The organism is Burkholderia pyrrocinia (assembly GCF_003330765.1).
GTDB lineage: Bacteria > Pseudomonadota > Gammaproteobacteria > Burkholderiales > Burkholderiaceae > Burkholderia > Burkholderia pyrrocinia_B.
Genome location: NZ_CP024903.1, coordinates 1,537,909 through 1,564,380, shown reverse-complemented (window position 1 = coordinate 1,564,380; position 26,472 = coordinate 1,537,909). Strand labels below are relative to the sequence as shown.

General features: G+C 68.5%; 27 protein-coding genes and 1 pseudogene. 14 read left to right on the top strand and 14 right to left on the bottom strand.

What is annotated here, in order from left to right:
• The first annotated feature begins 7 nt into the window (after positions 1 to 7).
• From CUJ89_RS24625 to CUJ89_RS24615, 3 genes are all read left to right on the top strand, one after another.
• A complete protein-coding gene (locus tag CUJ89_RS24625; RefSeq protein ID WP_114179994.1) occupies positions 8 to 2,554 on the top strand; it encodes a penicillin-binding protein 1A in 2,547 nt (848 codons plus the stop codon).
• A gap of 79 nt (positions 2,555 to 2,633) precedes the next feature.
• Positions 2,634 to 3,509, top strand: a complete 876-nt coding sequence (locus CUJ89_RS24620; protein ID WP_114179993.1) for a PilZ domain-containing protein — start codon at positions 2,634 to 2,636, stop codon at positions 3,507 to 3,509.
• A 212-nt stretch (positions 3,510 to 3,721) separates the two neighbouring features.
• Complete coding sequence (locus CUJ89_RS24615; RefSeq protein WP_114179992.1) at positions 3,722 to 4,054, top strand: DUF4148 domain-containing protein; 333 nt, start codon at positions 3,722 to 3,724, stop codon at positions 4,052 to 4,054.
• A gap of 129 nt (positions 4,055 to 4,183) precedes the next feature.
• Here the strand turns inward: CUJ89_RS24615 and CUJ89_RS24610 are convergent, their stop codons facing one another.
• Genes CUJ89_RS24610 through CUJ89_RS24600 form a run of 3 tightly spaced genes read right to left on the bottom strand, consistent with a single transcriptional unit; the run spans position 4,184 to position 6,500 of the window.
• Positions 4,184 to 5,077, bottom strand: coding sequence for a DMT family transporter (locus tag CUJ89_RS24610; RefSeq protein WP_114179991.1), 894 nt, complete (start codon positions 5,075 to 5,077; stop codon positions 4,184 to 4,186).
• An 8-nt stretch (positions 5,078 to 5,085) separates the two neighbouring features.
• Positions 5,086 to 5,874, bottom strand: a complete 789-nt coding sequence (locus tag CUJ89_RS24605; protein WP_114181540.1) for a DUF2182 domain-containing protein — start codon at positions 5,872 to 5,874, stop codon at positions 5,086 to 5,088.
• 23 nt (positions 5,875 to 5,897) lie between these two features.
• Entirely contained in the window at positions 5,898 to 6,500 is a 603-nt protein-coding gene (locus CUJ89_RS24600) for a DUF1326 domain-containing protein (protein WP_114179990.1), read from the bottom strand.
• Between the two features lie 344 nt (positions 6,501 to 6,844).
• Between CUJ89_RS24600 and CUJ89_RS24595 the strand changes: the two genes are divergently transcribed.
• Complete coding sequence (locus CUJ89_RS24595) at positions 6,845 to 7,249, top strand: lysozyme inhibitor LprI family protein (protein ID WP_114179989.1); 405 nt, start codon at positions 6,845 to 6,847, stop codon at positions 7,247 to 7,249.
• Positions 7,250 to 7,291: 42 nt separating this feature from the next.
• On the opposite strand, the gene CUJ89_RS24590 is transcribed toward CUJ89_RS24595, so the two are convergent.
• Together CUJ89_RS24590 and CUJ89_RS24585 are read right to left on the bottom strand one after the other, a co-directional pair.
• Positions 7,292 to 7,939 carry a response regulator transcription factor gene (locus tag CUJ89_RS24590; protein WP_006755659.1) on the bottom strand — a complete coding sequence of 216 codons (648 nt, stop codon included), beginning with the start codon at positions 7,937 to 7,939 and terminating at the stop codon, positions 7,292 to 7,294.
• The gene (locus CUJ89_RS24585) at positions 7,936 to 10,056 is read right to left on the bottom strand and encodes a PAS domain S-box protein (RefSeq protein ID WP_114179988.1); all 2,121 of its coding nucleotides are present in this window, start codon (positions 10,054 to 10,056) and stop codon (positions 7,936 to 7,938) included. Before CUJ89_RS24585 ends, CUJ89_RS24590 begins: the two co-directional genes overlap by 4 nt.
• Before the next feature lie 327 nt (positions 10,057 to 10,383).
• Here CUJ89_RS24585 and CUJ89_RS24580 point away from each other — a divergent pair, with 327 nt between their 5' ends.
• The 3 genes from CUJ89_RS24580 to CUJ89_RS24570 all read left to right on the top strand — a co-directional run bounded on the left by CUJ89_RS24580 (position 10,384) and on the right by CUJ89_RS24570 (position 12,940).
• Entirely contained in the window at positions 10,384 to 10,854 is a 471-nt protein-coding gene (locus CUJ89_RS24580; RefSeq protein WP_114179987.1) for a universal stress protein, read from the top strand.
• A gap of 366 nt (positions 10,855 to 11,220) precedes the next feature.
• On the top strand, positions 11,221 to 11,727 hold the full coding sequence (locus CUJ89_RS24575) for a cupin domain-containing protein (RefSeq protein ID WP_114179986.1): 507 nt from the start codon (positions 11,221 to 11,223) through the stop codon (positions 11,725 to 11,727).
• A 187-nt stretch (positions 11,728 to 11,914) separates the two neighbouring features.
• The gene (locus CUJ89_RS24570) at positions 11,915 to 12,940 is read left to right on the top strand and encodes a DedA family protein/thiosulfate sulfurtransferase GlpE (RefSeq protein ID WP_114179985.1); all 1,026 of its coding nucleotides are present in this window, start codon (positions 11,915 to 11,917) and stop codon (positions 12,938 to 12,940) included.
• Between the two features lie 385 nt (positions 12,941 to 13,325).
• Here the strand turns inward: CUJ89_RS24570 and CUJ89_RS24565 are convergent, their stop codons facing one another.
• From CUJ89_RS24565 to CUJ89_RS24560, 3 genes are all read right to left on the bottom strand, one after another.
• Positions 13,326 to 13,472: a DUF3096 domain-containing protein gene (locus CUJ89_RS24565; RefSeq protein WP_114179984.1), complete on the bottom strand. Its 147-nt coding sequence runs from the start codon at positions 13,470 to 13,472 to the stop codon at positions 13,326 to 13,328.
• A gap of 312 nt (positions 13,473 to 13,784) precedes the next feature.
• Complete coding sequence (locus tag CUJ89_RS38615; RefSeq protein WP_236655089.1) at positions 13,785 to 13,985, bottom strand: transposase; 201 nt, start codon at positions 13,983 to 13,985, stop codon at positions 13,785 to 13,787.
• Positions 13,986 to 14,006: 21 nt separating this feature from the next.
• Positions 14,007 to 14,918 carry a transposase gene (locus CUJ89_RS24560; RefSeq protein ID WP_236655073.1) on the bottom strand — a complete coding sequence of 304 codons (912 nt, stop codon included), beginning with the start codon at positions 14,916 to 14,918 and terminating at the stop codon, positions 14,007 to 14,009.
• 113 nt (positions 14,919 to 15,031) lie between these two features.
• Between CUJ89_RS24560 and CUJ89_RS24555 the strand changes: the two genes are divergently transcribed.
• The 3 genes and pseudogenes from CUJ89_RS24555 (at position 15,032) to CUJ89_RS24545 (ending at position 16,699) form a co-directional block, all read left to right on the top strand.
• Positions 15,032 to 15,208, top strand: coding sequence for a CsbD family protein (locus CUJ89_RS24555; protein ID WP_114181539.1), 177 nt, complete (start codon positions 15,032 to 15,034; stop codon positions 15,206 to 15,208).
• Between the two features lie 28 nt (positions 15,209 to 15,236).
• Positions 15,237 to 15,554: pseudogene (locus CUJ89_RS24550) on the top strand (amino acid permease); the annotation flags it as partial.
• 209 nt (positions 15,555 to 15,763) lie between these two features.
• The gene (locus tag CUJ89_RS24545) at positions 15,764 to 16,699 is read left to right on the top strand and encodes a universal stress protein (protein WP_114179983.1); all 936 of its coding nucleotides are present in this window, start codon (positions 15,764 to 15,766) and stop codon (positions 16,697 to 16,699) included.
• Between the two features lie 549 nt (positions 16,700 to 17,248).
• Here CUJ89_RS24545 and CUJ89_RS24540 read toward each other — a convergent pair.
• Positions 17,249 to 17,683 carry a hypothetical protein gene (locus CUJ89_RS24540; protein WP_114179982.1) on the bottom strand — a complete coding sequence of 145 codons (435 nt, stop codon included), beginning with the start codon at positions 17,681 to 17,683 and terminating at the stop codon, positions 17,249 to 17,251.
• 280 nt (positions 17,684 to 17,963) lie between these two features.
• Complete coding sequence (locus CUJ89_RS37830; protein ID WP_152036663.1) at positions 17,964 to 18,245, bottom strand: hypothetical protein; 282 nt, start codon at positions 18,243 to 18,245, stop codon at positions 17,964 to 17,966.
• On the opposite strand from CUJ89_RS37830, the gene CUJ89_RS24535 reads away from it, so the two are divergent.
• Both CUJ89_RS24535 and CUJ89_RS24530 read left to right on the top strand, forming a co-directional pair.
• Positions 18,238 to 18,492, top strand: coding sequence for a DUF3562 domain-containing protein (locus CUJ89_RS24535; protein ID WP_114179981.1), 255 nt, complete (start codon positions 18,238 to 18,240; stop codon positions 18,490 to 18,492). The genes CUJ89_RS37830 and CUJ89_RS24535 overlap by 8 nt on opposite strands.
• Before the next feature lie 205 nt (positions 18,493 to 18,697).
• Positions 18,698 to 20,497, top strand: coding sequence for a methyl-accepting chemotaxis protein (locus tag CUJ89_RS24530; protein WP_114179980.1), 1,800 nt, complete (start codon positions 18,698 to 18,700; stop codon positions 20,495 to 20,497).
• 31 nt (positions 20,498 to 20,528) lie between these two features.
• Here the strand turns inward: CUJ89_RS24530 and CUJ89_RS24525 are convergent, their stop codons facing one another.
• Entirely contained in the window at positions 20,529 to 21,566 is a 1,038-nt protein-coding gene (locus CUJ89_RS24525; RefSeq protein ID WP_114179979.1) for a sigma-54 interaction domain-containing protein, read from the bottom strand.
• Between the two features lie 403 nt (positions 21,567 to 21,969).
• Here CUJ89_RS24525 and CUJ89_RS24520 point away from each other — a divergent pair, with 403 nt between their 5' ends.
• Positions 21,970 to 23,949, top strand: a complete 1,980-nt coding sequence (locus CUJ89_RS24520; RefSeq protein WP_114179978.1) for an ATP-binding protein — start codon at positions 21,970 to 21,972, stop codon at positions 23,947 to 23,949.
• 213 nt (positions 23,950 to 24,162) lie between these two features.
• The gene (locus tag CUJ89_RS24510; RefSeq protein WP_114179977.1) at positions 24,163 to 24,786 is read left to right on the top strand and encodes a DUF4142 domain-containing protein; all 624 of its coding nucleotides are present in this window, start codon (positions 24,163 to 24,165) and stop codon (positions 24,784 to 24,786) included.
• Between the two features lie 23 nt (positions 24,787 to 24,809).
• Here CUJ89_RS24510 and CUJ89_RS24505 read toward each other — a convergent pair whose 3' ends face one another.
• The 3 genes from CUJ89_RS24505 to CUJ89_RS24495 form a co-directional block, all read right to left on the bottom strand.
• Positions 24,810 to 25,313: a PRC-barrel domain-containing protein gene (locus CUJ89_RS24505; RefSeq protein ID WP_114179976.1), complete on the bottom strand. Its 504-nt coding sequence runs from the start codon at positions 25,311 to 25,313 to the stop codon at positions 24,810 to 24,812.
• 59 nt (positions 25,314 to 25,372) lie between these two features.
• Positions 25,373 to 25,804, bottom strand: a complete 432-nt coding sequence (locus CUJ89_RS24500; RefSeq protein ID WP_114179975.1) for a CBS domain-containing protein — start codon at positions 25,802 to 25,804, stop codon at positions 25,373 to 25,375.
• A gap of 331 nt (positions 25,805 to 26,135) precedes the next feature.
• Positions 26,136 to 26,384: a hypothetical protein gene (locus tag CUJ89_RS24495; RefSeq protein ID WP_114179974.1), complete on the bottom strand. Its 249-nt coding sequence runs from the start codon at positions 26,382 to 26,384 to the stop codon at positions 26,136 to 26,138.
• Between the last annotated feature and the right edge of the window lie 88 nt (positions 26,385 to 26,472).

The window sequence follows — 26,472 nt, the reverse complement described above, 5'->3', positions numbered from 1 at the left end:
CCGAAACGTGTCGTCAGTGCGTGATTTTTGTGCCAGATGGGTCGCGCGCGCCCAACCCGTCGCGGCTGCCGCCGTCGCGAGGGTCAAGCCTTTCGCCGCCGTCGCGTGGCACCATCTCCGTCATCCGACGCGTCGCGGCGTGCTGCTCACGGCTGCCGCCGTGCCGTCGCTGTTCGTGCTCTACGTGGTCGTGCTCATCCCGTTCACGCCGGGCATCGGCGATATCCGCAAGGCGCGGGTCGACCAGCCCGCGCAGGTGCTGTCCGCCGACGGCAAGCTGCTGGCCGAATTCAAGCCGTCGAACCGCGAGTGGGTGCCGCTCAAGCAGATCTCGCCGCATATGGTCGACGCGCTGATCGCGACCGAGGATCATCGCTTCTACGAGCATCACGGCCTCGACTGGAAGCGCACGGCGTCGGCCGCGCTTCATACGTTCTCGGGCAACCGCCAGGGCGGCTCGACGATCACGCAGCAGCTCGCGCGCAACCTGTATCCGGACGAGATCGGCCGCGCGCCGACGCTCACGCGCAAGGTGAAGGAGGCGATCACCGCGCTGAAGATCGAGGCCGTCTACAGCAAGGACCAGATCCTCGAGACCTACCTGAACACGGTGCCGTTCCTGTACAACGCGTACGGCGTCGAGATGGCCGCGCGCACCTATTTCGACAAGTCGGCCGACGAGCTCGACGTGCTCGACAGCGCGACGCTCGTCGGGATGCTGAAGGGCAACAGCTACTACAACCCGGTGCTGAATCCCGAGCGCGCGCTGCAGCGGCGCAACACGGTGCTCGGCCAGATGGTGAAGTACGGCAAGCTGTCGCCGGCGCAGTTCGCACAATGGCAGCGCCGGCCGCTGCGCATCGATTTCGAGCGGCAGAAAGAGCCGCCGGGGCCGGCGCCGCATTTCGCGCAGCAGTTGCGCAAATGGCTGATCGCGTGGGCCGACCGCAACGACTACAACATCTACTCGGATGGGCTGATCGTGCGCACGACGATCGATTCGCGGCTGCAGCAGATGGCGACGCAGGCGCTCGCGCTGCAGGGCAATCAGCTGCAGGGCATCGCGAACAACGCGTGGAGCGGTCGTGACGGCTGCGGCACCGACAACGAGGTGTTCCGCACCTTCATGCGCGAGTCGCCCGAGTACAAGGCCGCGCAGGACGCAGGCAAGGACGATGCCGCCGCGATGAAGCTGCTCGCGGCCGATCGTGGTTTCATGCGCGCGCTGTGCAAGACGAAGACCGACGTGCAGGCCGGCTTCCTCGCGATCGATCCGCGCGACGGGCAGATCCGCGCATGGGTCGGCAGCCGCGACTTTACCAACGAGCCGTTCGATCATGTCGCGCAGGCGCGGCGCCAGCCGGGCTCGACGTTCAAGCCGTTCGTCTATGGCGTCGCGTTCGCGAACGGGATGAAGCCGGACGACACGTTCATCGACCAGCCGATCGAGATTCCGTTGAAGGGCGGCGAGATCTGGCGGCCGAACGATGACGTGCCGCCTACGGACAAGCCGATGACGCTGCGCGATGCGGTTGCGCTGTCGCGCAACCGCATCACCGCGCAGGTGATGGAGAAGGTCGGGCCCACGACCGTCGCGCGGCTCGCGCGCGACATGGGCGTGCGCGAAAGCCCGCTCGAACGCGTGCCGTCGCTCGCGCTCGGCACGAGCCCGGTCACGCTGAAGGAAATGGTCGCGTCGTACGCGACCATCGCGAACGGTGGGCTGTATGTCGAACCGCAGATGGTGACGCGCATCGAGAACCGCCAGGGCGACGTGCTCGCCGAATACGCGCCGGCGCCGCCCGAGCGCGCGCTCGACGCCGAAACCGACAAGACGCTGCTCGACGTGATGCGCGATGTCGTGACGCGCGGCACGGGCGGCAGCATCCGCACGCGCTTCGGGATTCGCGGCGACGTGGCCGGCAAGACGGGCACGACGCAGGACAACGCGGACGGCTGGTTCATCCTGATGCAGCCCGGCCTCGTCGCCGGTGCGTGGGTCGGTTTCGACGACGGCCGCGTGACGCTGCGCAGCGATTACTGGGGGCAGGGCGCGCACAGCGCGCTGCCGATCGTCGGCGATTTCTTCCAGCGCGCGCAGCGTGCCCGGATCGTCGACACGAAGGCGAAATTCGATACCGAGCCGTCGCCCGGCTGGGTCGCGTCGATGCGCGAGCGCGTGACGGACCTGTTCGATACGTGGTTCAGGCCCGAGCCGAAGAAGGCGCCCGCGCCCGTCAGGACGCAGCGGGTGGAGCGTCAGCCCGAGGCCGACGAAGGCGCGGCATCGGTCGCGTCGGCGGCATCGGCGCCCGAAGCGGCGTCCGGCGGCATCGTCGAGGAATGGATCCCAGCGTCCGAAGTCGCCGCGTCAGCCGCCGCGCTGTCGCCGGGCGCATCGCAACCCCTGCCGGCGCAGCCGGCGGCGCCGGGCGCCAGTACGACGAGCGGAGGCAGCGCGGGCATCGGCGCCGCGCCGTCCGCAGCATCGTCGGCCACACCGGCCCAGCCGCCCGCGCCGGTCGCTCCCGACACGACCGACGGCTCGCAGTAACGAAGCCGTTCAGATTTCACGCGATGCTGCCGTAATTACGTTGTCACGACAGCTCGCGCGGTCGCTCCGCGCTTCTCCGATGCTGCTTCCTACCGACTACGTCGCGCTCGCGCGCGACGATCTCTCCGCGGGCGTTCCGCTCGGCTTCGATCTCTACGATGCCGATGGCGCCGCGCTGCTGCCGGCCGGCACGACGCTGCGCGATGCCGCGCAGCATGCTTTCCTGTTCGACCATTTCCGGCCCGTGCGCCGACGCGATGACGCCGAAGCCGATCCGCGCGTGCACGGCGCGGCGCCGCCCGCCACGCGCATGGGGTTGTCGGCCGGCGCTTCGATCGGCATCCGCCGCCGGGTCGGCACGACCCGCGCGCTGCAGCGCTGCCGGCTGATCGGCGTCGCCGCGTCGGGTGCGCTGTTCGTCGAGCCGCTGCCGGCGGCCGTGCTCGACTTCGCGCGCGGTGACGACGTCGAAGCGGTGGCGATCGGCCGTGCCGCGGTGTCCCGTTTCGGGGCGACGGTCGAATCGGTGCAGGTGTCGGGCGCCGCGCCGTTCATGATCCTGTCGCCGCCCGGCTTCGTCGACCGGCTGCGCACGCGCGCGGAGCCGCGCGTGCCGGTGCGGATCGCGGCCTGCTGCGCGGGCGGAGCGGAGGGTGCGGAAGGCATCGGGATGGTGCACGACATCAGCCTGAGCGGGCTGTCGATTGCCGTCGACCGGACGATCGCCGCAATCGGCGAGCCGTTGCGCGTGCAGCTTCCGTACGCGGCGGGCGGCCGCGTCGAGCTGCTGGCGCTCGACGCCACGGTGCGGGCCGTGCATGCCGATCCGGCGGGGCCGGCGCTGACGCTCCATCACGCGGCGTTCGGCGAAACCGGCGTCGACGAGCTGGTCCGCCTCAAGGCGCTGCTGTTCGACAGGCTGATGGCGTTGGCGGACGCCGACCACCCGCGCTGACGCGCGTCGGCTGCCGTTTCGCAGTATTCGGTGCATGAATGCCGATAATCATCTGATGAATTGGCTTATTCCCGTGCGATTGTACGGTTTCCGTCAACAGTGAATTTGCGATTTAAGTATTTACCCTGATGGCCGAGCCCCCTAGACTTCTACTCATGCGCAACGACCCCGAGTCCGAAGCGCCTGACAAAAAATTCTGGAGGTAACGCATCATGAAATCGCTGATCAAGGCAGTTGCACTGGCCGCCCTGGTGGCCGCACCGATCGTCTCGTTCGCCCAATCGAACCAGCAGCCGCTGACGCGCGCGCAAGTGCGCGCCGAACTGGTCCAGCTCGAAAAGGCCGGCTACAACCCGAACGACTGGATGAACTACCCGGAAAACATCCAGGCCGCACAGGCAAAGATCGCCGCCGCGCAGCACACCGGCGCGCAGGCTGACGCAACGGGCTACGGCGCGAACGCCGCCGCGACGTCGCAGTCGGGCCAGCGCGTGGTCGTGCCGGCCGCCGCAACCGATCGTTCGTCGGTGTTCTTCGGTCACTAAGCCAGCCGGCGCCTGCAAGGGCGCCCGGTTTGCCGGCTTCCGCAAAACCCGTGCACGGTGTCCGTGTACGGGTTTTTCATTTGCGCCCGTACGAATGAGCCGGCGCGAGCGTGTTGCTCCCGATCCGCGTCAAGGCGCTTTGCCTGCGTGGCGGGCGCGGGTCGCGAGCACGGCCGCGACACCACCGAGGATGGCGGTCGATGCGAACGCGAGCCGCCAGGTGGGCTGTTCCGACAGGAGCAGCACGGCGCCGAACGCCGCGATCGGCGGCACGGACAATTGGACCGCCGCGGCGCGCATCGCCGTGAGGTGCCGCAGCGCGGCATACCAGATCACGTAGCCGATGCCCGACGTCACCGCACCGGAAAGCACGGCGAGCACGACGCCGGCCGGCGTCAGGTGAATGCGGGCGGCGAGCGCGACGCTCAACGCAAGTGCCAGCGGCGCGGCACGCAGGAAGTTGCCGGCGGTCGCCGCGACCGGATCGGCTGGCCGACGGCCGCGTATCGAATAGATTCCCCATGCAACGCCGGCGGCCGTCATCAGCGCGGCGCCGCTCGGTGTCGGCGCCGCGAGCCCCGGCGACACGAGATACAGCAGCCCGCCGAGCGCGGCGCCGAACCCGGCCCAGCCCGCGGGGGCGATCCGTTCGCCGGCACGCCATCCTGCCGCGAACATCGTCAGTTGCACGGCGCCGAACAGGATCAGCGCGCCGGTCGCGGCACTGACGGTCAGATACGCGAACGAGAAACACACGACATACGCGAACAGCATCGCCGCCGCGGGCCAGTCCGCAGGCGGGGCCGGCCGGCGCGCACCCGCGCGCGCGACGATCGCGAGCATCAGCGCGCCCGACACGAGGCGCAGGCTGCCGAAGCTGGCCGCGTCGATCCGTCCGGCCTGCAGCGCGAGTCGGCACAGCAGTGAATTCGACGCGAACGCGAGCATCGCGACCGACGTCAGCGCGGCGACCCGCACGCCGGGCCGCATGTGCAGCGTGAATGCGGAGGCGGGCGGGCGCATCGCGGGCCTCACGCGTGGCCGGCGACGATCAGCACGGCCGCGCCGAACAGCGCGGCGCCGAGCGGCGCGGTAAGTTGCCGCCCCCACACGGCATTCTTTTCGATGGCCATCAGCGCCGCGAGCGACAGCATCCAGCCGAGGCTGCCGGCGCCGACGACGAACATCAGCAGCATCAGCGCCCAGCAGCACCCGACGCAGAAGAGCCCGTGACTTGCGCCCAGCGCAAATGCGTTGCGCAACGGCGTGCGACCGCGCCAGCGGCTGATCACGAAGCCGAAGGGCGTGCGGCAACGGTCAAGGCAGTGCGCCTTCAGCCCGCTGAACTGGAATGCGCCGGCGAGCGCGAACACGGCCGCGCCGATCAGCCAGCCGCGCCACGCGAGCGAAGGCACGTGCGCGATGCCCGCCAGCAACAGCGTATGCAGGCCGTGCGCAACGAGGCCGAAGCCGCTCCACGCGGCGACGTAGCCGACGCCGACGAGCACGAGCAGGCGCGTCTGGTCGGGGCGGCTCGCCACGACGCGCGCGAACGCGTCGAACAGCGACAGCGTCGTCGGCAGCATCATCGCGAGGATCATCAGCACCCAGGCGGCCGCATCGAACGCGGCCGGCAGCCACAGCGCGCCGCCCGGCAGCGCGCGGCAAAGCGTGCTGAACGGTGCGGACGAGGCGTCGTTGCCGTGCTCGAGATAACGCCCGTACGGACTGCGCGTCCACGCCCACAGCGTGATCCACGCGAACGCGACGAGGCTCGCGAGCACGAGCGGAAACAGGCGCCGATGCAGCGATGCGGCCATGGTCGTTTCCGTGCGATCGCGCTTCACGCGTCGAACAGGAACGTGCTCTGCAACGCGTTGTGATTCTTCAGATCGACGTCGATCCCGATCGCAGCATTCTTCGACCGATAGACCGGCGCCTTGCCGACGAACACCGGCGCGCCGGGCACCGTCGAGAACACGGTGTCGGCCAGCGTCGTCTGCGCGCCGCTCGGGCCGAGATACGGCTCGAGTTCCGCGTGATAGTCGGTGCCGATCGACAGCGTGCCGCGTGCGCCGACGACATCGAAGGTGATCGGCGCACGCTCGATCGATACGACCGTGCCGATCAGTTTCGCGAGCTCGGCGATCGGGCCGCCGGCCTTGCCCGTGTAGACTTCGAGCAGCGCCTGCTCCTGCGCTTCGGATGCCGTGTCGCTGATGTAGATCGCAGCCGTCCAGTTGCCTTCCAGGATGTTGCCAGGCACTCGGCACACCGCGGCGATCGTATTGCCGCCGACGTCGACGCCGTCGACGGTGCCCTTGTCGACATGCCATGCGACGATGGTGTCGCAGACGCCGAAATCCGGATCCTCGCCGATCCAGCACGGGCACAGTACGCGACAGTTGCAGACCTCGAGCAGACGGCCTTCCAGGTGATAACTCATGATGTCCTCCAGGGAGCGACGGCGATTGCGCGTTGCACTGGGCGGAGGAAACCGGCTGACAAGACGTCACGCCCGCTCGGCGGCGCGAACGCGAAATGCGCTGGGGATTGCGCGGAAACGAGACGGGATGGATGCGATAGGGGCCTGAAGCGGCGTATCGATTTTCCAGTGTAGGTGCGCGGGGCCGATATGCAAGCCGTCGCGTGCGCAGCATGCCGGCTGACAATCGAACCCGCGTGCGCTAGCATCGCGGACGGTGTCGCCGCGGCACGGCGACCGGTGCGCGGCAGCGGGGCAAGCCCGGCACCGGGTTCCACGACCTCAACGAACAACAAGGAGCATCCATGCGTGTCTTGACCGGTCTGCTGTGCTCGCTGGCGCTGGCAGCGAACCTCGCCCATGCGCAGGCGAATTGTGCGGATGCGAAGGATCAGGCAGCGATGACGGCATGTGCCGATCGCGCGTACAAGAAATCCGATGGGGAGCTGAACCGGACCTACCAGGCCGTCACCGCGCGCCTGCGCGATGCGCGGCCGCTTGCCGACAGACTCGTGAATGCGCAGCGCGCGTGGATCGCGTATCGCGATGCCGAATGCAGTTTCTCCAGCGCGAACGCCGAGGGCGGCAGCGTGTATCCGATGGTCGTGTCGACCTGCCTCGACGATCTGACGAAAGCGCGCACCGAAACGCTGAAGGGCTATCTGTCCTGCGAGGAAGGTGACCTCGCGTGCCCGGTGCCCGCCAAGTAAACGTCATGCGCCGGCTCGGCCGGCCGAGCCCGCCGTCCGCGGCTAGACGTCGTCCGTTTCGTCGAGCAGCTTGTGCCGCATCGCGTAACGCACCAGCGCCGCCTCGTGCGGCATCTGCATCTTTTCCAGGATCCGCGTCTTGTAGGTGCTGACCGTCTTCGCGCTCACGCACAGCGCCTGCGCGATCTCGGTCAGCGTCTGTCCGGCGGCGATTCGTCGGAACACGTCGAATTCGCGGTCGGACAGCCGCTGGTGAGGCAGCGTCTCGGCCGGCTCGTTCAGGCTCTGCGCGAACTGCTCGGCCATCGCGAGGCTGACGTAGACGCCGCCCGACGCCACCTTCGTGACCGCGCCGACCAGCTCGGCGCTCGCGCTTTCCTTCGTCAGATAGCCGGATGCGCCCGCGCGGAACGCGCGCACCGCGTATTGCTGCTCCGCGTGCATCGTCAGCACGAGCACCCGCAGCGCGGGCTTCTCGTCCTTGATCTGCTTGATCAGTTCGACGCCGTTGCGGCCCGGCATCGACAGGTCGAGCACGAGCACCTGCGCGGGCGTCGAGCGCACGAGCGCGATCGTCGACGGGCCGTCGCAGGCTTCGCCGGCCACCTCGAATCCGGTGGCGTTCTGGAGGATATGTCGCAGACCGTCGCGTACGAGCGTATGGTCGTCGGCGATGAGCACCTTGATCATGTGATTAGCGTTTCCTGTTGGACGGTACTGAGCGGAAACGCGACGGTAATCGAGAAACCGCGCGCGAGCGCGGTGTCGATCGTCACGGAGCCGCCCAGCATGTGTGCGCGTTCGCGAATGCCGATCAGGCCGAACGATTTGTCCTCGTGGGCAGGACCGCCAGGCGCCGCGCCGCGGCCGTTGTCCGCGACGCGCAGCACGCAAAAGCCTTCAGCGACGTCGAGCCGTAGTGCGACGCGCGTCGCATCCGCATGGCGCGCGACGTTCGTCAGCGCTTCCTGGACGATGCGGAACAGCGTAGTCGCGCCCGCGCTGGTGAATGTGAGGCCGCCCGTTTCGATGCGACGCTCGACATCGATCCCGTAGCGGTTCGTGAAATCGTTCGCGAGCCATTCGATCGCGGGCACGAGGCCGAGATCGTCGAGCATCACGGGCCGCAGGTCGGCTGCGATGCGCCGCACCGATGCGACCGTCGCGTCGATCAGCCGCCGCATGCCCTGCAGGTGCGACTGCATGTCCCCGTCGGGTTGGGCGCGGCCGGGCACGCGCAACTGCTGCTCGACGACCGACAGGTCCATCTTCAGCGCGGTGAGCTGCTGGCCGAGGTCGTCGTGCAGTTCGCGCGCGATGCGCGTTTTTTCTTCTTCGCGCACGTTCTGCAGGTTCGCCGACAGCTCGCGCAACTCCTCGCGCGACTGCTTCAGCGCGTTCTCGGCACGCTGCCGCTCGGTGATGTCGCGCAGCATCACCGTATAGAGCTTGCCCGACGCGTCGCGGATCTGCGAGATCGATGCCTCGATCGGGAATTCTTCGCCGTTGGCGCGCAGCCCGAACAGCACGCGCTGGCGGCCCATCTGCCGCTCGGAAACGCCCGTCACGCCGAACTGGTCGACGTGCTTCGCGTGCGCGGCGCGAAACCGCTCGGGGATGAAGCGCGACAGCGGCGCGCCGATCGCCTCCATCGCGGACACGCCGAACACCTGCTCGGCCATCGGATTGAAGATCACGACCGTCTGCTTCTCGTCGATCGTGATGATCGCTTCCATCGACGAACGGATGATGCCCATCATCCGCGCCTCGTTGAGGATGCCGCGGCTGCTCGCGCCGGCATCGGCATCGGCGCCGGCGCCGGACCGGCCGCGCAGCAGCGCATGGACGAGCGCCGCGAACGCGAACGACGCGATCAGCCCCGCGGCGAGCACGGTGCCGGCCGCGCGCTGCGCGCCGGTCGCGCTCGGGCGGCCGTCCGCGGAATAGGCGAGCGTCAGCACGGTGCCGCCGAAATTGAGCTCGTCGGTGCGCCGCATCAGGTCGGGCGACGCCGATGCCTCGTCGGTCGTCGTCTCGACGCTGACGATCGCGCGCGGATCGCCGCCGGCGGTCAGCCACAGGTCGATCCCGCGTTCCGCGTCGAGCGCACGCTCGACCAGGCGCCGCGGGTTCAGCGCCGCGAACAGCATCCCGTCGGCGCCGGCTTCGCGCGTGCCGGACGGCGTGGCGGCCGCATGCGGCGAGGTGGTCACCGGCAGGAACAGCGTGAGGGTGCGCGCGTCGCGAGAGGTATCGTTGTCGGCCGGGTGGACACCGAGCGCGATGTCGCCGCTCTGCAGTGCGCGCGCCAGCGGCGCCGCGTCGGACGCGCCGAAGCGCACGACCGGCGAGCTCGATAGGGGCGCGCTGAGCGCCGCGGCCGCGAGCGGGTCGAGCGGCATCGGTTGCGCAGCGGCGAGGGCGCTGCGCGTGGCGGGCGGCAGCGGCGTATAGCCGATCTGCCGGACCGGCGAGCGGCCGCTGTCGAGATCGAGCGTCTCCGCATATCGGCGCCATTGCTCGGGCGTCATGTCCGGGACGAGGCTGAACGCGCCGCGCGCGCCTTCGAGCACGGCGACGCCGGACTGCAACTCGTGGCGCAGCATCGCGGTCACGTGCGTCGTGCGGCGTTCGAAGCGCGTATGGACAGCGCTTTGCCACTGCTCGCGCACCAGCAGCGCGACGCCGAGCGACAGCATCGCGCCGATGAGCAGCGCAACGCCGCCGGCCGCGAGCGGCTGGCGTAACATGGTCTGAAGGCGCGTGGGCCCTCGGGCGTCACGTGTCGGGGTTCCACTGACGGTCATTCGATGGCCATTCTATTGTCGGGGCCGCCCGCGGCACTTGGCACTTGGGCAGCGCGGCAAAACCGGGCAAAACTCGCACCGGCTGCGTGCAACGTCTATTTTCAAGATGAAATTGTGCGCGTTTTACATGTTTTTTGTAATAGGGTCAGCTGAAAATGCGGCAAACGGCGTGAAGCAGCGGGCGCGCCGGCCGCGCTTGACGCGCATCAACCGGCGCGTCGGCACGTGGGGCAGACTGTTCGGCAGGCAAGCCGGCATCGGGCCGGCTTGCGGTAACGGGCCGCCGTTGCGCACTGCGCGACGCGTGCCCGGTCGGAGGGACGGACCATGTACAAGCGGATTTTCGTCGGGCTGGACGGCAGCCCGAGCGCGCGTCTCGCGCTGAACGAGGCGATCCGGATCGCGGCGGCGTCCGGCGGCGTAGTCACCTGCGCGTATGTTGTCGAGCATCGGCCGCAGCTCGTCGACGTCGATGCGGGCTTCGCGGCCGCGCACGACGGCGATGTGGCCGCGACCGATGCCGCGACGCCGGTGCTCGACGATGCGAAAGCGGTGCTCGCGCAGCAGCACGTGCAGGGCACCGTGCGCGCGCTCGACGCGTACGGCGAGGATGTCGCCACGGTGCTGATGCGCACGGCGGCCGAAGCCGACGCCGACCTGATCGTGATGGGCACGAGCGGCCGGCACGGTCTGCGCCGACTGCTGCTCGGCAGCGTGGCGGAATCGCTGCTGCGTGCGGCCGACCGGCCCGTGCTGCTGGTGCGGCACGACGAGCCGGTCGCGCCCGCGGCCGCGTGATGCACGCGGCGCGGCACTGACGCATGCGCGATTGCGGTTGCGGGCAGGAGACTGCCGCGCGCATTCGCCCGATGTCTGCTTGATGAAACGCGCGACGCGCTGATCGGCGCACCGCGCGGGTCCGTCTGTCGGTTCCGTCGCCTCGTCCGGCGAGGGCGCCCCGGATGCGCCTGCCTGTGCGCTATCGCACGTGCGCGGTTGCATCCCGACACGCAGTTCTGGCAGCATCGACCGGTGTTCGTTTCTTCGCCGCGCGCATGGCCGCGGCGATCGACGCAGCGTCATCCGGCTGCACACGGTCGCATCCGCGACGAACGGGGCCGTACGCCGGATGTCCGGTTCCTTACCTCATCGACGTCATCCGCCATGCCGATTTCCGCTACCGACCTGATTCGCCAGTTCGATCTGCAGCCGCATCCCGAAGGCGGCTATTTCCGCGAAACCTACCGCGCGACCGATTCGGTCGTGCGTCCGGCCGACGGCGCACCGCGCGCCGCGTCGACCGCGATCTACTACCTGCTGTGCGACGGCGCCTATTCGTCGTGGCACCGGATCCGCTCCGACGAGGTCTGGCATTTCTACGCGGGCGATCCGATCGAAGTTTGGGTGCTCGACGAGCGCGACGGGCTGACGATCCATCGGCTCGGCAACCCGCTCACGCATCCGGGCACCGTGTTCCAGGCGGTCGTGCCGGCCGGGTGCTGGTTCGGCGCGCGCTGCGCGTTGCCGGAACACGTTGCGCTCGCCGGCTGCACGGTTGCGCCGGGCTTCGAGTTCGCGGAATTCGAGCTGGCGGACGCGGCCGCGCTGGCCGCCGCGTTTCCCGACTACGCGGAACACGTCGCACAGCTCGCACAACGCCCGGACGCGTGAGCGCGACGGCGGAGCAGGCCGCCACCCGAAGGCCGTACCGATGGCGGGTGTTCAGCGCGATCGCGGCCAAACCCGTTTAGAATGCCCGTCATGCACAAGGTCGGCTGCGGACGTGCCGCGGCGGCCGTTGCACAGCCGTACCGACGGCCCCCGTCGCACGGCCCGCATGCCTTCCAGGAGCGCCGCCGTGTGGCACTTTCCCATTGCTATTCCATCGTCGCTCGGCCCATGGGCCGTGTTCGCGAGCGTGTTGATCACGCAGCTCGGCGTGCCGGTGCCGGCCGTGCCGATGCTGATTCTCGGCGGCACGATGGCGGCAATGGGGCAGGCGTCGTGGGCCAGCATGTTCGCGGCAGCGATCGGCGCGACGATGCTCGCCGATTCGCTGTGGTTCTTCATGGGCCGCACGCGCGGCCGGCGCCTGCTGAACGGGCTCGTGCGCTTCTCGCTGTCGCTCGACACGACGCTGCGCTTCGCGCGTAATGTATTCGAAAGATACGGCGCGCCGCTGCTCGTGCTGTCCAAGTTCCTGCCGGGCCTCGGCCTCGTGTCGGCGCCGCTGCTCGGCACGACCGCGATCGGCGTCGGCGTGTTCCTGTTCTGGGATCTGGCCGGCGCGTCGCTGTGGGCCGCGTTCTGGCTGATCGGCGGCGCGGCCATTCACGACCAGATCGTCCAGTTCGTGCTCTGGGTGCGCGCGAGCGGCGGCACGATCCTCGACGCGTTCCTCGCGATCTTCATCACGTTCCTGCTGTACCGCTGGGTGCGCCGCGTGCAGTTCCGCCGCTATCTCGCCCAGGTGCGCATCTCGCCGCCGCAGCTCGTCGAGATGATGACGTCGGACGAGCCGCCGCTGATCTTCGACGCGCGGCCGCGCGCGATCCGCGAGCGCGAACCGTATCGCATCGCCGGCGCGGTGCCGGTCGATCTCGATTCGCCCGACCTGCTCGACCCGGAAGTGCTGAAACGGCCGATCGTCGTCTATTGCGTGTGCCCGAACGAGGCGACCGCGAAGCGGATCATTGCGAAGATGCAGCGCAAGAAGATGATCCACAACATCCGGGCGCTGAAGGGCGGCCTCGATGCGTGGGAGAAGCATGGCTTCCCGGTCGAGCCGCTGCCGGCGGACCTCGATGCGTCGCGCTATTTCGTGCGTTCCGAACATGGTGCGCTCGAGGGCGAATATACGGTGCGCGCGACGTTGTCGAAGTGACCACTCGGGCGCTGTTTTTGACGGAAAGTGTCCGAAAAGCGTACACCACGAAGTCACTACGCCCGAAGCTGGTGAGAGCGCACTCGCCTCGAGTGACAGTTTCCTCATCCGTTACAACCCGGCATTGTTTCCCGAGCGCGCATTGTCCACGCCGGGTTGCCCACGATGGACGTATGTTGAGCAATCCGTCCTTCCGCCACCTGGTTCGAGCCGAACGCGGCACGCGAATTGCGCGACCGCAAGTTGCTTCCCCTGGCTGGGCTGGCATGCAGCAGTCCGCAGTGGAGGCGACCAAGGAGAGATGCGACGCGAAGGCGATATCTCGGGCGGCAAATGGACCGCGGCGGCCCGGTTGGTCCGGATGGAGTACTTCGGTCATATCAGCTCAATGGAGGTGTCCGCCGAACAGCCCGAGCAGCCCGATGATGATCAGGTAGATAGCAACGATGTAATTCAGCAGGCGCGGTACCGCGAGGATGAGAATGCCGGCGATCAGCGAAACCAGCGGGCCGGCGCTAGTGAGAATGTGCATGCTCCCTCCGCAAGATTGACAATGAGTGGACACAGCCTGCCGTGCCTCGGGCACCCGTTACAGCGACCTGAGCCTGGCGAGCTTCAAGCCTTCGGCCGTCACGCTGGCCGTCGGTCCGCTGTCCGCGAGCGCGAACGCTTCAACCAGCGCAAGCGCCGTGCCTGCGCCGACATTCCATCGCGATTCGGCGCAGCGTGCCGGACACGCATCCACAGTTCGGGCGTCCGTCAATTTTCAAGGAGGAATGTCTTGACTGCTCCTCTCCCTAAAGAAAGAAGATTCCCACTTCGCAGAACGCAACCCGACATCATCTCAACGAGACATGGGACTTACGCTTTCTCCATGGGCTGACACCGCCAGCCCGGCGGCCAACACATTGCGCGCAGCGTTGATATCGCGGTCGTGGATCGCCCCGCATTCAGGGCAGTCCCATGCACGGGCATTCAACGGCATCCTGGCGACGGTATGCCCACAGCCACTGCATCGTTTGCTGGATGGGTACCAGCGGTCGATGCCGATCAGCGTGCGCCCATATCACTGCGCTTTGTACTCAAGTTGTCGAGTGAACTCCGACCAGCTTGCATCGCTGATCGATTTCGCGAGGCTGCGGCTTTTCTGCATGTTGCTGACAGACAGACTTTCGATGGCGATCACTTGGTTTTCGTTGGTCAACCGGGTCGAAAGCTTGTGCAGGAAGTCCCTGCGGGCATCTGCCATCCTGGCGTGCATGCGTGCGACCTTGAGCCTGGCCTTCCGACGATTGGCCGAGCCCTTTTGCTTCTTCGCCAGCCGCCGTTGCAGTTTGGCGAGCTTGGCCTCGTACTTGCGGAACGTATTCGGCGCGGCAATCTTCTCGCCGGTCGAAAGAATGGCGAAATGTGTCAACCCGAGGTCTATGCCGATCGTTCCTTTGGCGGCCGGGCGCGCGCTCACGACGTCGTCGCACAGCATCGATACGTGGTATCGGCCGGCCGGGTCTTTCGACACCGTGACCGTCGTCACCTTCGCAAATTTCGGGATCGTGCGCGCCCAGCGGATCGCCAGCGGCTCAGCCATCTTTGCCAGCTTGAGGGTCACGCCGTCCCACTTGAAAGCGCTCGCGGTGTATTCGGCCGACTGCGGGCCATCCTTGCGCCTGAAGTTCGGGTACTTCGCCCGCTTCGCAAAGAAGTTGGCGAACGCACTTTGCACATGGCGTAGCGCCTGCTGCACCGGCACCGAACTGACTTCGTTCAGCCACGCGTACCCGTCAGTCTTCTTGAGCGCCGTCAACGCCGCGGAGGTTTCGTGATAACCCATGCGTTCCTGCCGCTGATACCACGCCTCCGTGCGTCGGCGAAGCATATGGTTATAAGCGAAGCGCGCGCATCCAAACGTCCGGGCAAGCGTCACTGCCTGCTCGGGCGTCGGGTAGAAGCGGAATCGGTAGGCACGTTTGACATCCATGCCTCGCACCGTACCATCGGCACATACGTGACCGTCAACAGGAGTACGGCAGCAACGTCAAAACCGTCTCCTTTCCTCCTCGGCCTGAAGGCCGGGGTTTCTCGGAGACTATGATGAACAAAGATCAGGTAAAAGGCCGCGTCAAGGAAGCAAAGGGCAAGCTGAAGGAGGTGGTCGGCAAGATCGTGGGAAACCGAACGAGCAGATTGAAGGGCAAGGCCGAACAGGTCGTCGGCAAGACTCAAGCGTCATTCGGCGATGTGAAGGAGCGACTCAAGAAGCGGCCGTAGAGCCTGACGCGGAAGACATCGAACCGGCCACCGACTCACGTGGCTCACGTCGGTGTCGACCTTCGGCGCGATCTGGACCTGGTGCGTGATCCTGATCGCGCAGATGCGTTTTCGCCGGACGCTGTCGGCCGACAAGATCGCGCGCCTGCCGATCCGCGTGCCGTTCGATCCGCTCGGTTCGTTCGTCGCGCTCGGGTTTCTCGTGCTGGTCGTCGTACTGATGGCGAGCACGCCCGACACGCGCATCGCGCTCGTGATCGGGCCGGTGTGGATCGTGCTGCTCGGCATCGCGTATGCGCTGTTCTATGCGAACCGCCCAGCGGCATCCGTGCCGACAAAATCGTAATCGGCACGGGCAGGGGCCTGCACGACCGTTGATCGCGATCATGCGCGCGCGGGCCGGACGTCCTATGCTGAACAAATCGCTTGTCCGCGCTTCGCGTGGCAACGCGCCGATCCCTGCGACCGCGGCGGCCGTCCGGCCGCTGCGCGCCGCTTCCGCGCGAAGCTCCCGTCGTCGTTGCGCGACGACGCGCACGCACGGAGGCCTTCGCCATGCAACCTGCCCAGTCCATCCCGACGCTCGCGCGGATCGCGCTGGCCGTCGATTCGACGCCCGAATCGCTGTCCGCCGCGCGCTACGCGCGCACGCTGCTGCGTCCCGGCATGCGATTGCGCATCGTCTGCGCAATCGACAACCCGCGCCTCGTACTGCCCGACATCCCGCGCATCGACGCGCTGCTGACGTCGGCGCGCGAGGACATGATGCGCGAAGCGCAAACCACCAGCGAGCGGATCGCGGCGCTGTTCGCCGACAGCGGCATCGAGGTCGAGCAGGCCATCGTCGATACGTCGGTCACGGGCGGCACGGTCGCCGACGCGCTGGTGAACGATACGTCGGCGTGGCGCGCGGACGTGCTGGTGGTCGGTGCAAATCCGCATCACGGGCTGTTGCGGCTTGTCGAAGGCGCGATGTCTGACACGCTGACGACGCGCGCGCGCTGCGCGCTGCTGATCGTGCCGGCGGCCTATGCGCGGCCGTCGGACCGCACGTTGCAGCGGTTGATGTTCGCGGTCGATGGCAGCGAGCCATCGCTGCACGCGGTGCGCGTCGGACTCGGCTTCGCGGCGCCGACGACGTTGCTGTACGCGGCGTACGTGATCGATCGAGCGGTTCGTCTGACCGATATCGTGCCGGTGCGCGCGCTCGAGGATGCGTACCGCGCGGAAGGCGAGGATGCGCTGGCGAAGATCGGCTCGCTGTTCCACGCGACCGGGAACCCGACCAAGCGCGGCGTCGTCGAAACCCGCGCGACCAGCGACGACGTGGCCCATGCGCTGATGCGCGACGCCGTGCACTGGCGTGCCGAACTGCTGGTGGTCGGCACGCATGGCCGACGCGGCATCGCCGCCTGGCTGATCGGCAGCGTCGCGCGCCGCGTTGCGCACCTCGCGGAAGTGCCGGTGCTGCTCGTGCGCGGTGCCGAGTGAAGGGCGCGGTGTCGCGATCGAAGCGGGTTTGGGTTGACCTGCATCAGAAACGGCGCACGCATCGCGTGAGACATTGACAGAACATCCGGCGACGCGGCCGGCCTGTCGTGCTTGCGCGATGAGAGCCACGTAGGAACGCGAGCATCGAAACGGCCCGTCCGGCGGCGGCGATCGACGGCGCGTTCGCCGCCGTCACATCATTTTCCGGAGCCGCGCCCTGCATTGGACGGCGTGTCATCCGACCGAGAACTCTCTGGCACGAGGGTAGGCAGCCGACGGCTGCCTTGGAGGACGGGCGGGGTGCGAGTCACCCCGTCCGCTTTCCCCACTCGCGTTTCTGGCCCCGTCCGTCTTTCTGTCCTCGCTGGAATCGTCGTGCATGCTGCCGTGTGGAACGGCGCGTGATGGCGCGCGGTCGCGCCGATGCCATCGGTGTGGGTCGCAGCATGCGCGCCGCCACCGTCCATGCACGACACGCGACAGGCGCTGCGGCGGTTTCGCGGTGCGCAGCCATTGCACGGCCCCGTGCCGTGCCGGCTGCCTGCGCATTCAGGTGAAACGAAGAATCGACCGCAAGTCGTGCCCGCGGCCGGCGCCGCGGCGTACCCGCGGGCGTTGGCGCACGACATGCAGCGGTGCACACGCGCTGCACGTGCGGCTGCGCAGGCGGTTCGCGTGCGGCCAGCCGGGGCGCGCCTTGCGGCGAGGCTCCGAAACGGCCGGCGCGTCGGCCGTGGCCCGCGCGCAGAGTGCCGCGGCGAACCGTTGCAGCGCGAGTACCGACCCCGAGACGCTCTGGTACTTTTCGCGGCCGATCTGCCCGTCGAGCATGACGAGCAACCCGGTTTCGCGTGCGAGCGCGAGCAAGGCGTCGAGATCGTCGGACGGGCGGTTGCCGGCCGACACAGCCCGGGCGGGCAAGGCGCGCGCGTTGCACGACGCGCGCCGCTGGCCGTCCCGGCCCGGGAAGTTGCGATGTTCCATGGTTGGTCTCCTGCGCCAGACCCCGCATGCCGGCTCGATGGCCGGCTGGGCGATGACCCGGCATGAACGTCTCGTCCATGCCATCAGTATCGTGTGGCGCTAGCGCGCTGCCAAGCGGCGTGCGCTGAAGTCGTTGTCAGGCATTGCGCGCCCGTATCGGAATTCGCTGACACGCGTGGCGGCCGATCGGCGGGTTCGGCGGCGATCCGGTGCGTTCGTTCCGACGAATGGACAGCGCGCGGAAGGCGTCGCTTGACGCATGATTTCGGCCGGTCTAAGTTCACCACTGCATCGGCGTCGCGCGGCGTTCCATCGTTCGCCCGTCGCCGGTGCCGCGCGCCGGGGTGGCGTGGCAGGGTTTCCAGTCTCGTTCGCGGGCAGTTTGCGCCGCGAACCAAGCGCGGTCGATCCGGGAACGGATCGGCACGGCGGCACGCAACGTGCCGTTGATCGCGCGCAAACACGCGCCGGCGCATCGCACGCCGCGCGGCCATCCAGTCTTTAAGCTTCCAGTACCGTCATCTTTTCGTTCCTCGACCGTCAGGAGTCCGTCGATGTCCAAGGACAATTTGCTCGATTCACTCAAGGAAGCCGCCGAACAGCGCGCGATCGACGCGGATCAGTTGCGTGCGATGCTCGACGACGAAGTGCGCGTGCTGTCGTCCGGCGCGCGCGTGCACGACTACATCCATGTGTTCGCGATCCGGCACCTGCGCGAACGGATGCGCCAGCAGGACGATCTCGACAGCGACACGCAGGCCGGTGCGTCGGCCACTGAACCCGATCCGCGTCAGAGCCATCGTCTATGACGGGCAATCGCCGCGGCTGACGCTGCGGGCGTAGCCCGATCCGTCGCCGGGCCGCGGCGCTTCCTGACGAAGCGCTGACGGCCGGCGGCGTATTTCGTCATATATTTCATCGATTTGTCACGGCAGCCTCAAGTAAGCGGCGCGATTGCCGTTTACCCGGTGAATCGTCCACCGGGCGTTCGCGCTCCCTTACCGAGTCGTTGCCATGTTCTCGTCCATCCGCGCCCGCATCCTTGCCGCGTGCGTCGCCATTGTCGTATTCGCGCTCGTCGCCACCACGCTGATCAATTACCTCATCGCGCACGCGTACAACGACGACGCGATCGACCGCAACCTGACCTCCGTCGCGAGCGGCCACGTGGTCGGGATCGCCGACTGGGTCGCCACCCGGAGCCGGATGATCGCGTCGCTGCAGGATGCCGCGCTGTCACCCGATCCGCTGCCGGTGTTCAAGCAGATGGCCACGGCCGGCGGCTTCACGAACGTCTACGCGGGCTACGCCGACAAGGCGTTCCGCTTCTCCGACCCGACCGGCATCCCGCCCGACTACGATCCGACCGGTCGCCCGTGGTACAAGCAGGCCGCGCAGGCCGGCAAGCCGGTCGTCACGCCGCCTTACGTCGATGCCGGCACGGGCAACCTGGTCGTCACGTTCGCGGTGCCGATCCTGCGCGACGGCGCGCTGAAGGGCGTCGTCGCCGCGGATGTCGCGATGGACAGCGTGATCGCCAACGTGAAGTCGATCCGCCCGACGCCGGCGAGCTTCGGGATGTTGATCGACAGCAGCGGCCACGTCGTCGCGCATCCGGACCCGAAGCTCACGCTGAAGCCGGTTGCCGACGTGTCGCCCGAGCTCGGCGCGATGAGCGCCGCGTCGGTCGCGGCCGCGAACGCGCCCGTCGAAGTGAGCGTCGGCGGCGACGCGAAGCTGGTGCGCGCGCGGCCCGTGCCGGGCACCGACTGGTACGCGATGGTGCTGCTCGACAAGACCGAGGCGACGGCCGGGATGCGCTCGCTGCTGACCGCGTCGCTGATCACGCTGGTCGTGATCGTCGGCGTCGCGTCGCTGATCATTGGCGCGATCACCGCGACCGCGTTCCGCCGCCTGTCGCAGGTGCGCCAGGCGATGGCCGCGATCGGCTCGGGTGCCGGCGACCTGACGCAGCGCCTGCCGGCCGACGGCCGCGACGAAGTCGCCGACATCGCGCGCTCGTTCAACAGCTTCGTCGACAAGCTGAACGACGTGATGCGCCAGATTCGCGACGCGAGCGAATCGGTGCGCACGGCCGCCAACGAGATCGCGGCGGGCAACCAGGACCTGTCGTCGCGCACCGAATCAGCGGCGGCGAGCCTCGAGGAAACGGCCGCATCGATGGAAGAGATCACGGCGACCGTCGGCCAGTCGGCGGCGGCGGCCGGCCAGGCCGACGAACGCGCGGCGGCCGCGTCGCGGATCGCGTCGCACGGCGGCGTGGTGGTGTCGGACGTCGTCGCGACAATGGAAAAGATCGAGGAAGCGTCGGGCCGGATCGGCGACATCATCGGCGTGATCGACGGGATCGCGTTCCAGACCAACATCCTCGCGCTGAACGCTGCCGTCGAAGCGGCGCGCGCGGGCGAGCAGGGCCGCGGCTTCGCGGTCGTCGCGCAGGAAGTGCGCAGCCTCGCGCAACGCAGCGCGCAGGCCGCGCGCGAAGTGAAGGTGCTGGTCGAATCGACGGTCGCGAGCGTGTCGGCCGGGTCCGGGCAGGTGCGCCAGGCCGGCGACACGATGCGCGAGATCGTCTCCAACGTGTCGAACGTGACGACGATCATCTCCGAGATCACGCACGCCGCGAACGAGCAGACGCGCGGCATCCAGGAAGTGAATCGCGCGGTCACGCAGCTCGACGAAATGGTGCAGCAGAACGCGGCGCTCGTCGAACAGTCGACCGCCGCCGCGACCGCGCTGCAGTCGCAGGCGAACGCGCTGGCGACGACGGTCGGGCGGTTCAAGGTCGCGTGACGGCGGACGGCGGGATGCGCGGCCGCGCCGCTTACGAGCGGCCGCTGTCGCGCATCAGCGCGAGCCGGTTGTAGAGCGTCTTCAGGCTGATCCCGAGCGCCTTCGCGGCGAGCGGCTTGTTGCCGTCGAAGTAGCGCAGCGTCGCCGCGATGAAGCGCTGCTGGGCATGGTGCAGCGTCGCGCCGAGCGGCAGCGCCATCGCGTTCTCCGACGTGCGGTCGGGCGGCATCGCCTGCTTCGGCAGCGCGACGTCGATGCCTTCGTCCGACAGGATGTACGCACGCTCGATCGTGTTGTGCAGCTCGCGCACGTTGCCGGGCCACGAATACGCGCGCAGCGCCGCGATTGCCGCGTCGGTCAGCCGCTTGTGCGAGCGGTGCCGCGCATTGAGCGTGTCGACGAATTCCTGCGCGATCGTCTCGACATCGCCGTCGCGCTGGCGCAGCGGCGGCACGTACAGCGCGAACGCGGCGAGGCGGTAGAACAGGTCCTCGCGCAGCCGGCCGTCGCGCACGGCTTCGGCCGGGTTGTGGCGCGTGGCCGACACGATGCGCACGTCGAGCGGAATCGGCTCGGCGCCGCCCACCCGCACGATCGCATTCGACTCGATCGCCCGCAGCAGCTTCACCTGCAGCGACGCGGGCATTTCCGCGATCTCGTCGAGCAGCAGCGTGCCGCCGCGCGCGGCTTCGAAGAAGCCTTCCCGTTGCGCGATCGCGCCGGTGAAACTACCTTTCTCGTGCCCGAACAGTTGCGATTCGGCGATGTCGGGCGGAATCGCGCCGCAGTTCACGGGCACGAACGGGCCGTCCCGCCGTGCACTGAGATCGTGCAGCCGGCGCGCGACGATATCCTTGCCGACCCCGCTTTCGCCGGCAATCATCACGCAGGCGCGGGTCGGAGCGATTTTCTCGATGCGACCGAGCAGTGTGCGCATTGCGGAGGACCGGCCGGACAGCCGGCGACCGTCTGCGCGCTGCTTCTGCCGGTTTGCGGGTTCACTCATCGGCGTTAGCGGACCGTTTTGAAAATCGGCATCACACGTTCCGTTCATTGCAATATTTATCATGGACAGCGAAACGGCCAGGAAGGTGCCGCTGAATAGAAATTTCCAATGTGCGCGGCATGGGCGGAAGAATCCGTCCATCGGTCTTTTCGCGCGCTGGCGGAACGGTTGCGCCATCCAGGGTCGTACCGGTGCTTTTTTACAGAAACCCGATGAAAAAGCCGGTTGCGACCGCATTCCGCCGAAGCGGCCGGCGACATCGACCGGCACCGGATCGGCTGCAGCCCCGCAGCCCCGCATCCCCGATAGACAGCCGGCACGACGCGCCGCCAGGCCATCCTCCGCCCGCATCGGGCATGCCGTTTGCGTACACCACCACGCTCGCCCGGCGCGCTCGACGGCATGCCGGATGGCCGAAAAGCGGCACGACGCCGCGTGACGGGAGCCGGCGCGATGCAAGGATGCAATGAAGACCCTGACCCGTGAACTGTTACGGCAGGGTGCATGGGTCGTGCTGGCCGTCGGGCTGGCGTCCGCGCTGCAGGCGTGGGCGATTCGCGTCGTCGGCGAGCACGCGCCATTTGCACCGCTGCCTTTCTATGCAGGCGTTGCGGCTGCCGCATGGCTGACGTCGTTCGGCGGCGGCCTGGCCGCGACCGCCGCGAGCGTGGCCGTGATCGGCACGCTGTGGTGGCGCGATGCGCCGCTGGCCACGCTGCTCGCGCAGGCCGGCGCGTTCGTCGCGATCAGCTTCGTCGAGTGCGTGCTCGTGATGGCCGTGAAACCGCTGCTCGCGAACGACCGTCTGCGCGAAATCGATGACGACGCTGACGCTCGCTCGCCGCCTCGCGAGCCTGCGCCCGCCGCGCGCGCGCCTGACGACGGCCTGCTGCGCCGTGTGGTCGACGCTTCGCCCGATGCGATCGTCGGGGTCGATGCCGCCCGGCGGATCACGAGCTGGAACCCGGCCGCGCGACGGATCTTCGGGATCGACGCGGCGCAGGCGACCGGCCGTGACGTCGCCGCGATGATTGCGCCGCGCTGGTTGCGGCGGCATCCGGTGCCCGCATCGTTCGCGCACCTGCGCGCGCCGGCCGGGCCGCTCGACGTGCTGTGCGTGCGCCGCGACGGCGGCCGTTTTCCTGCGACCTTTGCCGCATCGCCGATCGTCGATGCCCAGGGCAACTGCACGGGCCTGTCGATCACGCTGCGCGAAGCGCGCGAACGCCGCCTCGGCGAGCGGCGCAACCTGCGCTCGCTGCGCGGCGCGCGCGACGCACGCGTGCAGGCCGACACGTCGAATCGGTTGAAGGACGAGTTGCTGGCCACGGTGTCGCACGAACTGCGCACGCCGCTGAACGTGATCTACGGCTGGGTCGAGGTGCTGCGCAACGTCGACGGGCAGGGCTTCGCGCAACAGGCGATCGACGCGATCGATCGCAGCGCGCGGTCGCTGTCGCGCATGGTCGGCGACCTGCTCGACGCGTCGTCGCTCGCGACGGGCCGGCTGCGCCTCGAACGCATGCCGGTCGATCTCGTGCGGGTCGTGCGCGACGCCACGCGTGAACTCGACGCGACGGCGCAGGCGAACGGGCTCGTGCTGTCGACTGCATACGCGATGCCGACCTGCGTGATTCCAGCGGACGGCGAACGCCTGCGCCAGGTCCTGTCGAACCTGCTGTCGAACGCGATCAAGTTCACGCCGCCGGGCGGCCGCATCGACGTGTCGCTGACCCGTGCGGGCGAACGCGTGCGGCTGTCGGTGGCCGATACGGGGCAAGGCATTGCGCCGGAATACCTGCCGCACCTGTTCGAGACGTTCAGCCGGCCCGAGGTTGCGTTCGCGTCGCCGAAGCGCGGCCTCGGGCTCGGCCTGTCGATCGTGCGCGACATCGCGCGACTGCACGGCGGCGAAGTCGTCGCGACGAGCGCGGGCGCCGGACGCGGGACGACCGTGACAGTCATGCTGCCGGCCGGCTGGGACGCCGACGATCCGGCCGAGGACCTGACGCGCTCGACGGGCCCGGCTGCCGCGGTCGCGCTCGGCGGCCAGCGCGTGCTGGTCGTCGACGATGACGCAACGTCGCGCGCGAGCCTCGCCGCGGCGCTCGAAACGATGGGCGCGCAGGTGTCGACCGCGCAGTCGGGGCACGACGCGCTCGACGCGGTGGAACGACATCCGCCGAGCGTCGTGCTGTCGGATCTCGCGATGCCCGACGGCGACGGTTTCTGGCTGCTCGACCGCATCCGGCATTTGCCGAGCGGCGGCGGGCACCTGCCCGTCGTCGCGGTCACGGCGCACGCCGGCAAGGCCGACCGGCACCGCGTGCTGGCCGCCGGCTTCGACGCGTATCTGTGCAAGCCGGTCGACATGCCGACGCTGGCGAGCGTGATCGTCGACGTCGCGCCGGATGATGCGCATGGCGGGAAAGGACGCGACCGGTAGCCGCGGGCGCCCGGCGACATCGACGTGCAGGTTCACCACCGCGTGGCCGAACTGACGGGCAGCGTTGCCCGACGAACGGCAACGCGCGCGACGGCGATCCGCGTCGCGCACGACATCGACGGCGTGAGTGCGCGACGGGCTGCAGATCCGCTGGAAGTAACGTGATGCACGGGCAAGCGCGGGCCCGCTCCGTCGCCAGACCCGGAGGTCCGGATGAAAACGAATCATATGAACCGGGACGGTCACCGGCCAGCGGCATTCACGCTGGCCGCCACTGCCGGCGCATTGGCGCTCGCGTTCTCGCATGCCCAGACGCCGCCCGCTTCGTCGGTGCAGGTCGAGCCGGGCGTCGTCCGCCCCGGCCCGACCGCCGACGAAGCCGGCATGACGCAGCGTCCGACCGGCATCGACGCCGAGTTCGTCGACAAGGCCGGGATGATCGGCAAGGTGGAACGGCAGGCAAGCCAGCTCGCGCTCGACCGCTCGTCGAACCCGGACGTGAAGGCGTTCGCGCGCCGGATGGTCGACGATCACGGCCGCATCACCGGCGAATTGCAGCGGCTTGGCGTGCAAAAGGGTGTACCGGTCCAGGCGCGGATGCTCGTCGATCCGGAGGTGACAACGTTGCGAACCAGGGAGGGCCATGCGTTCGACACGGCCTATGTCGCGCTGGCGGGCCCGCGCGCGCTGGAGGCGGCGATCCGGATCTACGAAGCCGAGGCGCGTGCCGGCCGCGACCCGCAGCTTCGCGCATTCGCGGCCAGTACGCTGAAGACGCTGAACGCGCATCTGGCCGCCGCACGGAAACTCGCGCAGACGGTGGCGGCCGCGCACTGAACGGCGTTGAAGCGAGGCCGGTTTCAACGCTGCCGCTTGCCGTCTTCGGGGCCGCCCGGCGACGCCTCGTACGGCGGCGAGTCGAGCGCCGTTTCGCCTTCCTCGATCAGCCAGTACGGCGAACTGCCGTAGTACGCATGCAGTGCCTCGGCCCACGCCGGATCGGCCATCGCCGGCCAGCGGTTTCTGTCGAAGCCGGGCGCTTCGCGCACATGTTCGGTGGCAACGGGCAGCACGAAACATTTGCGCTCGACGTCGAGCGCGAGCACGTTCCACGGCACCGCGAGCAGCTTGTCGCCGATCCCGGGCACACCGTCCGACGCGACCACCGCATACGCGATCCGTCCGGAACGCACGTCGAGCATGATGTCCGCGATCTTGCCGATATCGTCGCCGTCCATCGTCAGCACGCGATCGCCTTCGAGCGTGCGGGCGGCCATCACGTCGGGCCCCGGCCCGCGGCCGGCCGCGCGGCGATTGCCGCCGACAATGCGCGCCTCGTCGCGCGACGGTCTGTCCGTTCTCATCGAAAACCTCCTGGTCGAAGCGGCACCCGGGCGGGCCACGCGGAATGAGCGGGCGCCGGTCAGCGCCGGCGCGGCAGCGACACGTCCTCGAGCGTATTGGCCAGCTCGTCGCGCTCGGGGCCGCCCGCGCGCGTCGCGATGTCGCCGAGCGACACGATGCCGACCAGCCGCAGGTTGCGGTCGAGCACCGGCAATCGATGCAACTGCACGTCGGCCATTCGCTGCTGGACGTCGCCGACGCCGTCGTCTTCGACGCACCACTGCACTGGCGTGGACGCAACCGCCTGTACGGGCGTATCGAACGAATGGCCGTGCGACAGCGCCCGCACCGCAAGGTCTCGATCGGTCACGATCGCGACGAGTTCGGTGCCGTCGCAAACGGGCAGCACACCGATATCGAAGCGCTGCATCAGTTCGGCCGCATGGCGAATCGTGTCGGTCGGCGCGACGCACACCACGTCGCGCGACATGATTTCGTTGACGCGATACATGAACGCCTCCTTCGTGAGCCAGACGATTCGGGAGCAGATGGCGTGCCGCGCGCGAGCCGCGCACGCCGGGCCTCGATGGCCGGGCGACGGAGAAATTTGCCAGCCCGCTTGTATATCTTCCACGGCGGCTGCCGCGGACGGGCCGTGCGGGATGTCAGTGGCCGATGCCCGTCATCGCGACGATCGCCAGCACGACTGCGCTCTCGATTGCCGCCAGCGCAGCGACGCCGGCGGCGCCGCTGATTTCATGCCATCTGCGTTCAATGAGTTTCATCAGATCACTCCTGATTACCCCGGCGCGCGATGCGCCGCCGCGCGCCGGGTGCCGCCGTCAGCCGTGATCGCGGGGCGGGGAAGGGACGTGCGGCGCGCGACGTTCGTGCTTGCCGGACGGCTTGGCAGGGTCGATGCGGGTCGCGCCGCCGACGGCGGGCGGGTCGCTGGCCGGAAACGTCTCCTCGAGCCCTTCGTCGATGCGCTCCTCCGTCTTGTCTTTGGACGGCGGGCGCGACGTGGAGAGCCAGAGCAGTCCGGCAGCCGGTGACACGGCATCGTGGCGGCCGGTAATGTGAGCGGTCATGGTCGAACCTCCTTGGTCGTTGATGCAGGCGCAAGCGCCATGCCTATGCGGTGCCGACGGCACGACGCTTGCGCGCCGGGGAAACCGG

Coding starts and splice junctions, on each gene's coding strand:
- CUJ89_RS24540 (WP_114179982.1), bottom strand. CDS start 17,683: ATGGAACATCGCAACTTCCCGGGCCGGGACGGCCAGCGGCGCGCGTCG.
- CUJ89_RS24575 (WP_114179986.1), top strand. CDS start 11,221: ATGCCGATTTCCGCTACCGACCTGATTCGCCAGTTCGATCTGCAGCCG.
- CUJ89_RS24495 (WP_114179974.1), bottom strand. CDS start 26,384: ATGACCGCTCACATTACCGGCCGCCACGATGCCGTGTCACCGGCTGCC.
- CUJ89_RS24545 (WP_114179983.1), top strand. CDS start 15,764: ATGCAACCTGCCCAGTCCATCCCGACGCTCGCGCGGATCGCGCTGGCC.
- CUJ89_RS24520 (WP_114179978.1), top strand. CDS start 21,970: ATGAAGACCCTGACCCGTGAACTGTTACGGCAGGGTGCATGGGTCGTG.
- CUJ89_RS24535 (WP_114179981.1), top strand. CDS start 18,238: ATGTCCAAGGACAATTTGCTCGATTCACTCAAGGAAGCCGCCGAACAG.
- CUJ89_RS24610 (WP_114179991.1), bottom strand. CDS start 5,077: ATGCGCCCGCCCGCCTCCGCATTCACGCTGCACATGCGGCCCGGCGTG.
- CUJ89_RS24500 (WP_114179975.1), bottom strand. CDS start 25,804: ATGTATCGCGTCAACGAAATCATGTCGCGCGACGTGGTGTGCGTCGCG.
- CUJ89_RS24590 (WP_006755659.1), bottom strand. CDS start 7,939: ATGATCAAGGTGCTCATCGCCGACGACCATACGCTCGTACGCGACGGT.
- CUJ89_RS24585 (WP_114179988.1), bottom strand. CDS start 10,056: ATGACCGTCAGTGGAACCCCGACACGTGACGCCCGAGGGCCCACGCGC.
- CUJ89_RS24505 (WP_114179976.1), bottom strand. CDS start 25,313: ATGAGAACGGACAGACCGTCGCGCGACGAGGCGCGCATTGTCGGCGGC.
- CUJ89_RS24615 (WP_114179992.1), top strand. CDS start 3,722: ATGAAATCGCTGATCAAGGCAGTTGCACTGGCCGCCCTGGTGGCCGCA.
- CUJ89_RS24565 (WP_114179984.1), bottom strand. CDS start 13,472: ATGCACATTCTCACTAGCGCCGGCCCGCTGGTTTCGCTGATCGCCGGC.
- CUJ89_RS24560 (WP_236655073.1), bottom strand. CDS start 14,918: ATGGATGTCAAACGTGCCTACCGATTCCGCTTCTACCCGACGCCCGAG.
- CUJ89_RS24510 (WP_114179977.1), top strand. CDS start 24,163: ATGAAAACGAATCATATGAACCGGGACGGTCACCGGCCAGCGGCATTC.
- CUJ89_RS24530 (WP_114179980.1), top strand. CDS start 18,698: ATGTTCTCGTCCATCCGCGCCCGCATCCTTGCCGCGTGCGTCGCCATT.
- CUJ89_RS24605 (WP_114181540.1), bottom strand. CDS start 5,874: ATGGCCGCATCGCTGCATCGGCGCCTGTTTCCGCTCGTGCTCGCGAGC.
- CUJ89_RS24620 (WP_114179993.1), top strand. CDS start 2,634: ATGCTGCTTCCTACCGACTACGTCGCGCTCGCGCGCGACGATCTCTCC.
- CUJ89_RS24525 (WP_114179979.1), bottom strand. CDS start 21,566: ATGATAAATATTGCAATGAACGGAACGTGTGATGCCGATTTTCAAAAC.
- CUJ89_RS24600 (WP_114179990.1), bottom strand. CDS start 6,500: ATGAGTTATCACCTGGAAGGCCGTCTGCTCGAGGTCTGCAACTGTCGC.
- CUJ89_RS24595 (WP_114179989.1), top strand. CDS start 6,845: ATGCGTGTCTTGACCGGTCTGCTGTGCTCGCTGGCGCTGGCAGCGAAC.
- CUJ89_RS24580 (WP_114179987.1), top strand. CDS start 10,384: ATGTACAAGCGGATTTTCGTCGGGCTGGACGGCAGCCCGAGCGCGCGT.
- CUJ89_RS24555 (WP_114181539.1), top strand. CDS start 15,032: ATGAACAAAGATCAGGTAAAAGGCCGCGTCAAGGAAGCAAAGGGCAAG.